The sequence below is a fragment of the Anabaena sp. WFMT genome, from assembly GCF_051781005.1.
GTDB lineage: Bacteria > Cyanobacteriota > Cyanobacteriia > Cyanobacteriales > Nostocaceae > Anabaena.
Genome location: NZ_JBPWOA010000016.1, coordinates 235873 through 250887, shown reverse-complemented (window position 1 = coordinate 250887; position 15015 = coordinate 235873). Strand labels below are relative to the sequence as shown.

Genomic DNA, 15015 nt, shown 5'->3' with positions numbered 1-15015 from the left:
CCCAAAAATAATTTTGTGTAATTCCTGAGATTACAGTAGTTGACTATCCATCCGTTTTCCCCGAATATAGAAAATGAGGTGTTGTTAATAATCAAGCATCAACATTGACTAAAAATCTAAATTATTACCTATAATTAAAATTTAGCAAATGAATAAGATTTTGATAATTGAAGATGATCCTCTATTACGAGAGCTGATTCAGCAAATTCTCGGTCTAGAAGGATTCTCTACGATGACCGCAGAAGATGGATTAATCGGCTTACAGATGGCTGAACAATATCAGCCAGATCTGATTATTTGCGATGTGATGATGCCTCGATTAGATGGCTATTCCTTAATTCAAATATTGCGTCAAAATCCAGTCAATGCCACAATTTCTTTTATCTTTTTGACGGCTAAAGCCGAGCGATGTGATCTGCGTCAAGCAATGGAACTTGGTGCAGATGATTACTTAACCAAGCCTTTTGAAGCCTCTGAACTCCTCCAAGCAATTAAGACACAACTCCAAAAACGCCAAGCTGTTACCCAACACTATATGAATCAGGTTCAGCAGATGGAAACTGAACTAATATATTTAGCTCGTCATGATAGCTTAACAGGTTTACCTAATCAACTTTATTTAGAAGAACAATTTAATAAAACTCGTTTTCAAGTTTATAATAAGCAACAAATGCTGCCATTTTTACTTATTGATATAGATATTATCCATCCTAATAAATTATGTTTTGAAACTAGTTTAAAATATTTTTTAATTAAAATATTATCTGGAAGATTAAGCGATCTAAATTTACACAATAATCTAATTGATATAATAGCTCATTTAAAAACGAATCAATTAGTAATTTTATTAAAACCAACTCAAGATATTAAAACTATAACTGATGTTGCCCAAAATATTTTAGATAATTTATTACAACCATTATTTATTAGTAATCAAAAAATCTTTCTTCAAGCTGAAATCGGAATTTCTTGTTATCCAAATGATGGATTACAACTCAGTCAATTATTAACTCATGCAGAATTTGCTCTTGAACATTATCAATCTCAAGACAAGAATTTATATCACTTCTATAATCAAGAGATATTAGATAATTTCTGCATAAAAGTTATTTTGGAAGCTGATTTAATACCTGCTCTGGAGAGAAACGAATTTCAGCTTTATTATCAGCCTCAAATCAATATTATAACTGGGAAAGTTGTTTGTCTAGAAGCATTAATCCGTTGGCAGCATCCAGAACATGGAAAAATTTCTCCAGCAGAATTTATTCCCATTGCTGAGAAATCTGGTTTTATTATTCCCTTGGGAGAATGGATAATTGAAACAGCTTGTAGAGAACTTAAGATTTTACAATCTGAACAATTTAATGATTTTAATATGGCTGTAAATATATCAGCTTGTCAGTTCAGAACAGAAAATTTTAGTGAAAGAATTATTGAAATTATTACAAAGATAGGAATTGCCCCTGAGTCTCTAGAATTAGAATTGACTGAATCGGTGTTTATTCAAGATGTTGAATTAGTAAAGCATAAATTAGATACTTTAAGCAATCAGGGTATCATAATATCAATTGATGACTTTGGTACAGGTTACTCATCATTTAAATATCTGCAAGATTTTTCTTTTCATAGCCTGAAAATAGATCGTTATTTTATTACTAATATTGACCAATTCAAAAATAAACAAGCGCTTGTCAAAAGTATGATTCAGATGGCTAATAATCTCAATCTTAATATTATTGCGGAAGGAGTAGAAACAAAAAATGAGTTAGATTGGCTGAGGCAAAATGGTTGTTATGTAATTCAGGGCTATTTTTTTAGTCCCCCTCTCTCAATAGAAGAATTGAAAAAATTTTTATTGTTGAAAAACTCAACTTCTGCTTTAGAAAATTAAGGTCTTTAGATCCGCAAGCTTTAGAGTAAGCCATAAAATAAATGATCCTGTCTTGTCATGCTGAGTGTAGCAAAGCGAAACGTATCCCTTACGGGAGCCGGAGGCTCTAGCATCTCGGAGGATTCTAAAGCCTACGGCACGCTGCGCGAACACTACACTTCGTGAACAGAATGACATTGGGCATTTCTTTTTGTGGAGTTCTCTTACTTTATTGATTTTCTGAGATTTTTTATCACTGTGAATAAGGAATACTGACTGTAAATGTTGTTCCATTTCCTAATTTGCTATCTAAGGCAATTTCTCCTTTGTGCAGATCAACACACTTTTTGACTATGGATAGCCCTAAGCCTGTACCAGAAATACTGCCAACGTTAGAAGCTCGATGAAAAGGTGCAAATAAATTAATTTTGTGTTCTTCGGGAATACCGATGCCATAATCTTTGATTTTAAAGATTAATTTGTCATTTTCTATAGTCAGATGAAATTTAATTAAACTTGCTTGAGGAGAATATTTAATAGAATTTTTCAGGATATTTGTAAGAATTTGTTGGAGGATTTTTGAATCAAACTGCACTATGAAAGAATTTTCTAATATTGGCTGACTCGCATGAAAGGAAAATTCTATTATGTGTTTGTTACTAGTGGCTTCTATTTGCTGTGTGAGATGATGACAAAAGGCAATGATATCTGATGCTTCTGGTTTGAATTCCATCTTCTCTACTTCAGCGCGATTAATCATGAGAACATCGTCAAGAAGTTGGACGATATGCTTTACCGTTTTTTGGATTGTTGCTAGATGTTCTTGTTGTTTTTCTAGAGTCAGACGCTCTTTAAATTTTTGTAAAATGCCTGTAGATGAGGCAATAATGGCTAAAGGTGTACGAAATTCATGGGATGCCATAGTAATGAAGCGCGATCGCATTTTGCTGACTTCTTTTTCTTGCACTAGAGACAGTTGCAATTGCTCAAATAGATCCGCTTGTTGAATTGCGATCGCTAATTGATTGGCTATTTGTTGCACAAGCTCAACTTCAAACTCTTGCCAGTGACGGGGTTGAGAACATTGATGAATACACAGCAAACCCCACAAATTTTCTCCATGTAGCAATGGCACAACTAAATTAGCTCTAACCTGAAATTGTGCCAAAAAATCTCGATGACAATCTGCAAGTCCAGCAGTGTCAATATCATCTACTACTAAAATTCTGCCTTGCTGATAGTAAGCGGCATATTGGTTACTAAAACAGTGGTCATGAATTTTAGTCGCTAGGGCAGATTTAAAGCCATCAACTATAGATTCAGAGACTATTTCACCAACGGTAAAATTACTTTCCGAATCGAATTTGAACACTCCTACCCGATCTGCATTCATTAATTGCCGGATTTCTTGAGCAGCAGTATTAAAAATAGTTGCCAAATCCAGAGATTGACGAATATTTTGGGTGGTCTTACGTAGCAAATATTCTCTTTCTGCTTGCTGCTTAATTATTTGTTCTGCTTGCTTGCGTTCACGAAGTGCAGCTTGCTGTTCGCTAATATCAAGAAGTATGCCTTGAGATCCTATAACTACACCGCTGGCATCTTTGAGGACTGAAGCTTTGGTGCGTTCTTGAACTTGATTTTCTAAGTCTTGATTGAGTTGATATAACTGTTGGTAAGTGTTTGTTTGTTGAATAGCAATTGAAAGTTGAATCGACAGTTGCCGCACCAGTTCGATTTCCTCAAGTTCCCAATTGTGGGGCTGATCGCGGTAATTTGTTAATATCAATCCCCAAAGCCGCTCTGCTATGACGATAGGAACCATGAGTTTGGCGCGAATATCTAACTCGATGAGCATATTCTGATAGCAATCACTCATGGATTCGGACTGGATGTCATTAATAACCCGAATCTTCCCTTGACGGTAAGGTTCAAGCCATTCTGGGGTAATACAGGGATCTTGCGGCTCACTATTGAGGATAGACACTCCATTTGCAACTATGGATTCGGCGATAACTGTACCGCTAAAGTCAGGACGGAACTGGTAAATAATGACGCGATCGCATTGCAAGAGCGATCGCATTTCTGCAACTGTGGTATTGAGAATATCTTGTAAATCTAAAGATGACCGAATTTGAGCAGCAATTTTAGTAATTAACTGCTCGCGCACTATTTTTTTTCTGAGTGCAATGGTGCGCTCAACTACTTTCTCTTCTAGTTCAACGGTGCGATTTTCTAGCAGTTCTGTTTTCTCGGCTTCTAATTGCAATACTTTTTTTTCTAAAATTTCTATTAATTTATATAACTCTAAGGGGTTAAGAACTTTTAATATGCTGCTTTGGGTAACGATGCCTAACAATTCTCCGTTTATTCCTGTCACCGCTAAATGCTGAATCAATCGCTGCTCCATTATCTGCTGTACATTCCACAGAGATTCATCGGCGTTGACACAGAAAATCGGCGTACTCATGACAGCCTCTGCTAGACAGGTTTCAAAATTCAGGTCTAAGGCTTGAAACTGGACAATATCACGCTCAGTGACGATGCCGATGGGAATGATTAGAGATGCCTGTGTTTGCACAATCACGACAGAACTGATGCGGTTTTCTGCCATTAAGCGAGCGATCGCTAATATGGAAATATCAGGAGCAGCACAAATCACCTTTGTTGTCATCACTTCACTAACAAGACGCAACCCCAACAAGTCCACAGTCCGTGATTTTTGCCGCAAACTCTCATGAGTTAGCAGTCCCACCAGTTGATTTTGCTCATCAACCAATGGTAAATGGCGAATTTTGTGGTGTTGGAGCAGATTAACGGCAAAAAAGAGGTCAGTAAACTCCGACTCGTGCAAGGTGACGACAGGATGCGCCATGACATCGCGGATGGCTAGGTTGTTTAAATTTCGTCTTTGGGCGCTTAGTCGTACCACATCTCTTTCTGTGAAAATCCCTACCGGTTGATTATTTTCTACAACCACGACACAGCTTGAACGTGCCTCCACTAGCAAGCTTTCTTGTTTGCTGTCAGTGGCTTGAGAAACTGAACACACTGATCTAACACCACTCATTTGAGTGATGCCTGCGGCGAGCATAGCGATCGCTTCCATCACCATTGTCTCTGGTGTTACTACTAACGGGTTACGAACTATAGCCAACCTTAGTTCAGCTTGAGTTTGAGCATTTGCAGGTATAAACATTATTAGAAAGGCATATTTATTGCTTTTTGGATAATGACTCTTTCAATTAAATTGAATATAATGAATATACAAGACTTAAAGCGTTTCGCTGACAAATCAAGTACTAACAAAGTGTTCTTATAAACCTATAGAACAAGAAATTATTATTTCTGTGTGCTGTGTAAGTTGAGTTTCCCTAAACACATATTTACTGCTATAAATAGAACAAACTTTATCATATCATAAGCGCCTATGGTAAAATATCCAGCTATTTTTGAATGTGTATAAAATTTAGGTATTTTTTCCGGTTTACCTTTAAGAGTTCCCTCTCCCAAATAGATACTTTATTTTGTACCACTACTTGAATACTTATGCAAAAATTAGAGCAACTCAAAAAATTATATCCTCAAAATTTAGAACTAAGAAAAAACTGGTATTCTCCTGTTGCAGAAGCATATAACAAAGTTAGACCAGGCTATCCTCAAGCAATAATTAAAACTGCTGTTGCAATCGCTAAACTTAGCTCTGATAGTAGGATTCTTGAGTTAGGATGTGGTCCAGGAAATGCAACCATATCTTTTGCTCAACTAGGATTTTCAATGGTTTGTCTAGAACCGAGTCCAGTAGCTTGTCAGTTTGCCAGACAAAATTGTGCAGCATATCCAAATATAGAGATTCAGCAGACAACTTTTGAAGAATGGAAATTAGCACCAGGGAAATTTAATGCGGTTTTAGCAGCAACTTCTTTTCATTGGATGAACCCTGAAACAGCTTATACAAAAACTGCGGATGCTTTAGAGGATGGCGGGGCTTTAATTTTGTTATGGAATATGACACCTCAACCTAATTATGAAGTATACCAAACTTTACATCAAGTTTATAAAATTTATGCTCCATCTTCAGGAAGATATGAAGATATAACAACTCAAGAAAAAATAGTTAAATCTTTCGGAGAAAAAGCCCTTGCTTCCGGTAAGTTTAAAGATTTAGTATCTGATCATATTATCTGTCAGGTAACTTACAGTGTTGATGATTATTTGCTGCTCCTAGGCACTCTTTCACCATATTTAAAGTTAGAAGCTTCTATTCAGAATGCTTTATTTGCTGGTTTGCGAGAGAAAATTAATGAGCTTTATGGGGGAAGTATTGAGATTACATATATTTCGGCTTTTCAGGTGATGAGAAAAGTTTAGGTGAGGTTGCTCGCTATCAGATCCCCAATTTTTATAAAAAATCAGATCCTGTAGGGTGCGTTACATTTCATTAACGCACCTTATTTTATTGATTTTCAGCGAAATCAATTTGTTTGGCAGTATAACTTGGCGAATCTTAGACAGCACTTATGCGATCGCTTTTAGAATCAAGGCAAAGAAGCGCAATCACCTACTGGAGGTCAAGCATTAACGCATTTTTAAGGTTGAGAGAGCGATCGCCAAACCAAAGCACTTTCCCCCCCCGGTAGACAAGGAGTGTCCGAAAAAGTAGTAGAGTGAAAAATGCATCTAGTAGCGTTAGCATCTTGACAAAATCACCTGTGCGAAAAATAGTTATAGCCGGTAACTGGAAAATGTTCAAAACCCGGTCAGAGTCCGAAGAATTCTTACGCGGATTTCTGCCCCACCTGGAGGAAACACCCTCAGAACGAGAAGTAGTACTGTGTCCTCCCTTCACCGACCTAAGCGTCATGTCCAAATATTTGCACGGTAGCCTAATCCAACTGGGCGCACAAAACGTCCATTGGGAAGACAATGGAGCCTATACTGGTGAAATTGCTGCTCCCATGCTCACAGAAATTGGTGTCCGCTATGTCATCGTTGGTCATAGCGAAAGACGGCAATATTTTGGCGAAACAGACGCAACCGTTAACCTCCGTCTCCAAACAGCCCAAAAGCATGGACTCATCCCCATTCTCTGTGTTGGTGAAACCAAACAACAACGAGACGCAGGAGAAACCGAAAAACTGATTATCTCCCAGCTAGAAAAAGACTTAATCGATGTTGATCAAAATAATTTGGTTATTGCTTATGAACCAATTTGGGCGATAGGAACCGGTGACACCTGTGAAACCAAAGAAGCAAATCGGGTAATTGGCTTAATTCGCTCTCAATTGACTAATCCCAACGTCTCAATTCAATATGGTGGCTCAGTTAAGCCCAATAATATTGATGAGATCATGGCTCAACCAGAAATTGACGGCGCTCTCGTCGGAGGTGCGAGTCTAGAAGCTGATAGTTTTGCCAGGATTGTTAATTATCAGTAGAACGCCATTTACAACTTTTTGACAAATCAATTTAGTCCTCTAAAACGGATTTTTGCTATTAGCCTCGGAATTCATTCCGGGGCGGTATGAAACTTATGTCAAAGCAATTAATTATTCGAGAACGCTGTTTCATCTGGGGACAGCGCACCTATTTGATGGGGATTTTAAATGTCACCCCTGATAGCTTTAGTGATGGTGGTCTATTTAACACAGCTTCAACCGCTTTAACTCAAGCCCAAGCAATGGTAGCTGCTGGTGCTGATATGATTGATATTGGTGGTCAATCAACTCGTCCAGGTGCAAAACAAATCACCCTCACAGAAGAACTTGACAGAGTACTGTCGGTTTTACAAGTAATCCGACCAGAAATTTCAATTCCCATTTCTGTAGATACAACTAGAGCAAATGTAGCTAAAGCAGCTGTAGAAGCTGGAGCCGATATCGTCAATGATATTTCTGGCGGTACATTTGACCCAGAAATGCTGGCAACAGTATCCCATTTAGATGTGCCAATTATCTTAATGCACATCCGGGGAACTCCCCAGACAATGCAACAACAAACTAATTATCAGGATTTAATACAGGATATTTATAGTTTTTTATCTCAGCAAAAAAAAGCCGCAATTGCTGCGGGGATTAAACAAAATAAAATCATTATTGATCCTGGTATTGGCTTTGCTAAAAACTATGAGCAAAATTTAGAAATTTTTCGCCGCTTACCATCATTAAAAATGCTGAATTGTCCAATACTAGTAGGAGCTTCCCGTAAAAGTTTTATAGGCAACATTTTAAACCAACCAAATCCTAAAGCCAGAGTTTGGGGAACAGCAGCAGCTTGTTGTGCCGCTATTTTTAATGGTGCTGACATCCTCCGCATTCACGATGTTTCAGAAATGCGCGATGTCTCCCTAGTTGCTGATGCTATCTATCGACAGTCAGCATAACTTACAGCAGAAATCAGGCTTTGCCGTGAGCCTCAGTCGAACGGAGTCAGCCCTAGTACGCTCACGGAAGCCTCATTTATCTGCAATCTGCTGTAAATATTAACCAGCACCATTACCATTACCAGAAGTTGTCTTCGGTTCTTCTTTAGTAACTGATTCAGCAATCAATTCCTGAAACATATCTGTGGAGTTAGCTGGATCTACAAAAACAATTTTAGCGTTATTGCTTTCACTAAGTTTTTGGCTGGCTTGTACATAATCTTGAGCCACAAGATACCGTAAAATATCCTTGCTTTCAGGATGGGAACGTAAAACTTCAGAAATGATCTCCATCGAAGTCTTAGTTCCTTCCGCTTTTTTAACCGCTGCTTGTCGCTCCCCTTCCGCTTCGGTAATCACCGCCCGTTTTTTTATTTCCGCAGCCCGTTCATCTTCCATTGACTTCCTTACACTTTCTGGCGGTGTAATTCTTTGAATGTCTAAGCGGATAATATTAACTCCCCAACCTTTTGTAATTGGATTCAATAGGTCTAGTATGCTTTTGTCCAAATTTGCTCTAGACATATTGGTTTCGTCTAAGCTGTTCTGGGCAATAATTTCTCTGAGCGTAGTTGTAGTCAAATTTGACAGTGCCTGTTGGAGATCGTCAATTTCATAAAAACTTCTTTCTATCTCAGTAATGCGCCAGTAAACAACTGCATCAACTTCTAAGTAGATATTATCCTTAGTGATCACATTTTGAGGCTTAATATCTAAAACCTGTTCCCTTGTTGTATCCTCCATGACAATTTGGTCAAGGAAGGGAACTATGAAGTTAAGCCCAGGTGAAAGTTTCCGATGATACCGCCCCATCCGTTCGACAAGGGCTTCATTCCCTTCATTAATTATTTTTGCAGATCCTAAGGCGTAACCTATGAGCGCTAAAACTATAGCAATGATTGGCTCCATATATGTTCCTCTTCAGCGGTTGGTAGAATTTAGTGTCAAGAGTATGGTAATGGCTTTTCTTACCTGTAAGTCTAAATGTTTTGAGTTTGTAACTTTATGAACATGAGTAGCTGTAAATTTTATAAATATCGTACAGATTGGAAACTTTAGCGGGATGGTATTTCTACGCAGCGCCTAGCTATTAAAGCACCTTGATTACAAGCTGGCAAGTAGTAATCTTGTTATTAACTTTACCAAAAAAATCTCCATTCTGAATTATCCAGATCCAGAATCTCCTGTGGAGATGCTACGTAAAAAAAGGATACAAGTAACTCGGTTTTCCTCTAAATCTCCGTTACAAATTACGAATTATTTTAACTCATCCACCTACATTCATCGCTAATAAAACAGCCTTCTGACTAACATCTTTGTAAACTGTTTGCAAATAATTCATAGCGACATCACCCGCTGATGAATTTACTAAAACTTCCTCATTTTTAGCTAGGGGAATTGTACCTAAAACATCTAATATTGTCTCATTAACTGAAGGCACAATTACTACTAAAGAGGATTCTAATGGTTCATTATATTGCCAACAACTATCTAGATTGATGGAAGATTGAGAATTAATATTTGCCTGTTTCTTTGCGGATTTTTCCTGTTTTAACGATGCTTCTTCCGATTTAATTCCAGATTTCTTACTCCGTAACTGTCGTAAATCGCTAATAATTTGTTCTTTAGTACGTCCTCGTAGCTGAAATAAAACAAAAGGGTCTTCACTAAAGCGATCGCCCAACTGATAATATACAGCACCTATATGTTTGCAAGGTACTGCTTTATCAGGACAAGAACATTTACCATGAACGTCTCCTAGAGTAAAAGGAAATAATGACAGTCCATTACTTGTAAATACATCTTCTATATTTTGTGGCATTTCTCCCGCTAGTAACTTAGCAGCATAACTAGCTTTTTGGGACATAGTTTCAATCACATAACCCCATTCTTCATCAGTGAAAGAGTCAAGAGAAAGAGAAACTTTATAAGGTTCAACTTCACTACCTTGTACCTTAGCTAATACCTTTGCTCCTTTAAACTCAATACTTAAAACATTACCTTGTCTAGAATAGTTTCTCGCCCGTTCTAAACGCTTTTTAAAGCGATAGGAATCTAGTAAATCAAGCCACCTTTGTGACCACCATTCTCTACTAGCTTGTAAGGTATCGTTAGTCATAACTAATTCACAAATAATATGATTTTATCTTATAAAAAAGTATTATTTTGGGCAATGTCACCCTAGTTCCAATTTTTTACGTATCACATACAGCAGATTTCATTTAAATGAGATACAAACTTGAATCATGAAACTCTTGTAGTAGTGCGGGCATACTATGGCTAACGCCACGCTACGCTATCGACTAGCTCAGTACAAGTCTTGCCCGCTAGGTATGTACTTCGTGACAGCGAAATCCGCTGTATTATTTAAGATTCCTGTATCAAACATTCTCTAACCAATTTTGCAAATCTTCCAAATTATCTAAATCAAATATTGCCTCTCCCAAAGCTTCAATGATTTCTATATTTAAACTTTTAATTTTGGTTTCTAACTCTAGATCAATTTGTCCAAACTTCCTATTAATTAAACGAATAATTAATTTTTTCTCTCTTTCAATTCCTCTTTCAATTCCTCTTTCAATTCCTTCTTCCATCCAACTGGTGACAATTTGCATAACTTCCTCCTTCTCTTCTTTGATTAATGTACCTATTTCTATTTTAAATTTCTCTTCTTCTATTTTATTCAATCTCAAATATGTATCAATAAACCCTGATATTAATTGCATTTTAGCTGGATTTAATTTTAAGGTGACTAATAACCTTAAACATTCTGCTTTGACTTTTGGCCTATCTTCTGGTGCTATGCTCATTTTTGACATCAAAGCTGATGCAACTGGATTTAGACGAGTTAAAAAGTCTCGCCAGTTGAGTTGATTCAGTTGCACAACTTGATAATTAAATTTTAGCACTTCAAAATCAGGAAAGTTGATTTGATACTTATTCACAGCTACGGTTTTGGGTGATTCGTAAGAAAATATAACTATCGGATATATTGGCAAGTCCAATTTTTCATTTAATCTCGCAAAATAACGAAACATTCTTTGATTAAATTTCGGTCTTGCACCTGATTCGGCTTCAATATGAATCACAAAATAAGAAGGTTGACATAAAAATTTAACTTTGGCTATTAGGTCGGTTTCATGTTTGTCTCCTGCGGTGACATCAGTAAATATTTCTTTGTCTAATAATGTAATTGATTTGGTATCTATATATTCGAGAACTTGAGGAAAAAATAATTCTATAAATTCTATGAAAAAAGTTGATATTAGTTCTTTAAATAAGCGGTCATGGTCTATGTTTTCTGTCATAGATTTTATCTAAGTCAAGATTTACGTTGTGTGAGTTAGTTTCCCATTATAAATACAAGCTAACTTTATTCATTTTTACAGAAATCGTCACTACCGTATTGTTCTTTATTATTCATCCTCATCAATTACTGCATTACGGTCTAGTAACAATAAATTGCGGAGTTGGTCTGTATCCATCTCTGTTAACCATTCTTCGCCCGCACTAACAACTTGTTCTGCTAGTTGTTTTTTACTTTCAATCATGTCATTAATTTTTTCTTCTAATGTGCCAGTACACACAAATTTATGAACCTGTACATTCCGAGTTTGTCCAATTCTAAATACTCTATCTGTGGCTTGATTTTCCACAGCCGGATTCCACCATCTGTCAAAGTGAAATACATGATTCGCTCTCGTTAAATTCAACCCCACACCACCAGCTTTCAAGGAAAGAATCATAATTGGTGGACTTTGTGGATCGTGTTGGAAACGGTCAATCATTTCCTCCCGCTGCTTTTTACTTGTACTACCATATAAAAAGAATATTTCTCGACCTAGCTGCTTTTCTAAATAGGGTTTTAGTAATTTTCCCCATTCTGCAAATTGAGTAAAAATTAAAGCTCGATTTCCTTCTGCTAAAACTTCTTCTAACATTTCCTCCAAACGTTGTAATTTAACTGAATGATGTTCTGCTAAAGTTGCTAATTTCAAATATTGTGATGGATGATTACAAATTTGTTTGAGTTTAACTAACAAAGCTAAAATCATCCCTCGTCGCTGTACTCCTTCAGCAGATTCAATTTCTACTAAGGATTCATCTACCAATTTTTGATATAATTGTGCTTGTTCAGTACTAAGTCCGCAGAACACCGTCATTTCTTGTTTTTCTGGTAAGTCTTGAATTATATCTTTATCAGTTTTCAATCGTCGTAAAATAAACGGTTGCACTAATGAACGCAGTTGCATTAAAGATGATGTATCACCATACTTTTCAATTGGCATGGCAAACCGTCGTTGAAAAAATTGTTTATTACCCAAATACCCAGGATTCAGAAAATCTAAAATAGACCACAACTCTTGCAATCTATTTTCAACTGGTGTCCCTGTTAAAGCGACACGAAAAGTAGTTTCTAACTGCCGTACTGCCTGGGATTGCTTGGAATCTGAATTTTTAACATTTTGGGCTTCATCTAAAACAATTATCTGCCAAGAAACGCTTTGAAATTGCTTAATATCTCGTTGAATAAGTGCGTAACTGGTAATCACTAAATCATGTTTTTTAGTTATTTCTGTAAATACCTTGCCTTTGGGGCGTTTATCACCGTGATATTGCAAAACTTTAAGTGTGGGGGCAAATTTGTTTACTTCTTTTTCCCAATTACCTAAAACAGAAGTGGGACAAACTAACAACGTGGGATTTTCTAGTGCTTCTTCTTCTTTCAGGTGAAGTAAAAAAGCGATGAATTGTACGGTCTTACCCAGTCCCATATCGTCCGCTAAACAAGCACCTAAACCCCACCGTTCCAGAAAGGCTAACCAAGCTGCACCTCTTTCTTGATAAGGACGTAATTGTCCCCGGAAATTTGCAGGTGTGGGTAAAGGTTCTATAGCTTGATTATTGGTTAATGCCCCAATCAATTCATGTAATGCACCAGAAGCTTCAAAACTCACAACAGGTAATTTTTCAATTACTTGAGTATCTCCATTACTAATCCGTAAAGCATCTTCTAAAGAAAGTGCCATTTGGTCTTTTCGAGAGGCAAAAAAGGTTTGGGCTGTTTTAATATCTTGGGGACGCAATTCCACCCATTCGCCATTAATTTCTACTAAAGGACTTTTCAGGGCTACTAATTTATCAAATTCAGCTTTAGAAATTGTCTGTCCACCAATTGCTAATTGCCACTGAAAATTTAGCAAACTTTGTAAACCTAAACGTCCTTGTTTTTGCTTCGGTGTTTCGGCATTAATTTTCAAACCTAAGCGATTAGCCCAGCCTTCACGGTTGGCTAAACTTGGTGGTAAAATCACTCCTAAACCGCTATCTTCTAATCTCCAAGCTACAGATTTGATAAACTCATAAGCTTGCATGGGTGTGAGGTGACAAAATTGAGGAGATTCGGTTTCTAAACTAGGGGCTATAACTGGATATAATCGAGAAGCTAACCCCAAACCCCGCAAAAATGTTTCTTGGGGTTGTTCAATTGTGCGATTTTGATGAACTAATTTCTCAATCGGGTGATCCCAAATAGTTGCTGCATTGACTAAAAATTCAGAATCATCGGCTGCTTGCAGAAAATAAGCTAATATCCAATCTGTTTCTCCTGTCTCTGGGGGAAGTAGTTGAAAACAAGTATGAAATAAAGCTTTTCCTGTTAATTGATATTGCAATGGCAGAGTCCAAGCTTTCAGGGCAGCTTCTAGTCGTTCTAATCCAATTGCATCAGCATTAATGATGTTAGATGCACCGTTTAAAGCTTGTAGCCACTGCTGTACCGCAGAAGGTAAAGATATCATGACCCTATTTTCAACGGGAGATTGAGAACCAACCATATCGCGGATTTGGGCATCTATTATACTGTTGAGAAATCCCAGAATTAATGCTTGTGGTTCTATAGGTATATCAATAGCTAAGTGAGATTCAATATCTCTTGCTTCTTGTTGATATGTGCGACAAGCTAAGGGCATTTTAGCAGCAAATTTTTCCAACCGAGTTGCATCTACAGCACTATCTAAAAGTACTTGCCATTTAGCAATTAAAGAAGCATCTGATTGTTTTTGAATAGTTGGTAAAAACTTACAGCGCGAGATTAAGTCTAAACTCCAACGAGCTATTTGTACCCAAAAACGTAAATCTCCACCCAAAAAGGCATATTTGTCATCGCTGGAACTTAAGGGTAGGGAGGTGAGAAATTTGATTGCTGCGGTGGGGGGCAAGCAAAAACCCTCTATTTGCCAAGGCTGGAGATATTTTGGCGCATCTACATCAATTTCTAAACTAGCAGAATGTACTGGATAAATTAAGGTATCTTTTTTGAGAAAATTAGTTGGTAAAGCAATGATTTGAAGCTGGGTAGGTAAGGATTCTTTGACTTTATTTGTACTTTTATTTGTTTTGGTACTACTAACATTAATAAGAGGAGATGATTGCAGGTAATTAGCAATTTTTATATTATTTGATTCTAAATATTCACTTAACTCAGTTGATTGCATTGCCAATGGATTTAATGGCACTTCGGTTGAGGCTAGAGATTCAATATTGATTTGATGATTTTGCCAAGTTTCTCCCCAAATAAATAAACAATGATTTTGATCTTTAAGTAACCAATTTCCATGTAAAATCGCCATATTTCTATTACACCAATTTTCTGTTTGAAACTAAGTTAAACAAGCTAGATTGAATTTTTAATTTCATTTTAATTTTAAAATCATCTAAATTA

General features: G+C 36.9%; 9 protein-coding genes. 4 read left to right on the top strand and 5 right to left on the bottom strand.

Annotation, left to right across the window (positions count from 1 at the left end; translation table 11 throughout):
• Nucleotides 1–148 precede the first annotated feature (148 nt).
• Nucleotides 149–1891, top strand: coding sequence for an EAL domain-containing response regulator (locus ACSQ6I_RS08655; protein ID WP_438889941.1), 1743 nt, complete (start codon nt 149–151; stop codon nt 1889–1891).
• A 232-nt stretch (nt 1892–2123) separates the two neighbouring features.
• Here the strand turns inward: ACSQ6I_RS08655 and ACSQ6I_RS08650 are convergent, their stop codons facing one another.
• Complete coding sequence (locus ACSQ6I_RS08650) at nt 2124–5069, bottom strand: GAF domain-containing protein (protein WP_438889940.1); 2946 nt, start codon at nt 5067–5069, stop codon at nt 2124–2126.
• A gap of 350 nt (nt 5070–5419) precedes the next feature.
• Between ACSQ6I_RS08650 and ACSQ6I_RS08645 the strand changes: the two genes are divergently transcribed.
• The 3 genes from ACSQ6I_RS08645 (at nt 5420) to folP (ending at nt 8252) form a co-directional block, all read left to right on the top strand.
• Nucleotides 5420–6241, top strand: a complete 822-nt coding sequence (locus tag ACSQ6I_RS08645; protein WP_438889939.1) for a class I SAM-dependent methyltransferase — start codon at nt 5420–5422, stop codon at nt 6239–6241.
• 341 nt (nt 6242–6582) lie between these two features.
• The gene (tpiA, locus tag ACSQ6I_RS08640; protein WP_438889984.1) at nt 6583–7308 is read left to right on the top strand and encodes a triose-phosphate isomerase; all 726 of its coding nucleotides are present in this window, start codon (nt 6583–6585) and stop codon (nt 7306–7308) included.
• Nucleotides 7309–7403: 95 nt separating this feature from the next.
• Nucleotides 7404–8252: a dihydropteroate synthase gene (gene folP / locus ACSQ6I_RS08635; protein WP_438889938.1), complete on the top strand. Its 849-nt coding sequence runs from the start codon at nt 7404–7406 to the stop codon at nt 8250–8252.
• A gap of 99 nt (nt 8253–8351) precedes the next feature.
• Here the strand turns inward: folP and ACSQ6I_RS08630 are convergent, their stop codons facing one another.
• The 4 genes from ACSQ6I_RS08630 to ACSQ6I_RS08615 form a co-directional block, all read right to left on the bottom strand.
• Nucleotides 8352–9200: an SPFH domain-containing protein gene (locus ACSQ6I_RS08630; RefSeq protein ID WP_438889937.1), complete on the bottom strand. Its 849-nt coding sequence runs from the start codon at nt 9198–9200 to the stop codon at nt 8352–8354.
• Between the two features lie 358 nt (nt 9201–9558).
• The gene (locus ACSQ6I_RS08625) at nt 9559–10410 is read right to left on the bottom strand and encodes an SWIM zinc finger family protein (RefSeq protein WP_438889936.1); all 852 of its coding nucleotides are present in this window, start codon (nt 10408–10410) and stop codon (nt 9559–9561) included.
• A 262-nt stretch (nt 10411–10672) separates the two neighbouring features.
• Entirely contained in the window at nt 10673–11599 is a 927-nt protein-coding gene (locus ACSQ6I_RS08620) for an Rpn family recombination-promoting nuclease/putative transposase (protein ID WP_438889935.1), read from the bottom strand.
• A gap of 108 nt (nt 11600–11707) precedes the next feature.
• Nucleotides 11708–14923, bottom strand: coding sequence for a DEAD/DEAH box helicase (locus tag ACSQ6I_RS08615; RefSeq protein ID WP_438889934.1), 3216 nt, complete (start codon nt 14921–14923; stop codon nt 11708–11710).
• Nucleotides 14924–15015: the final 92 nt, after the last annotated feature.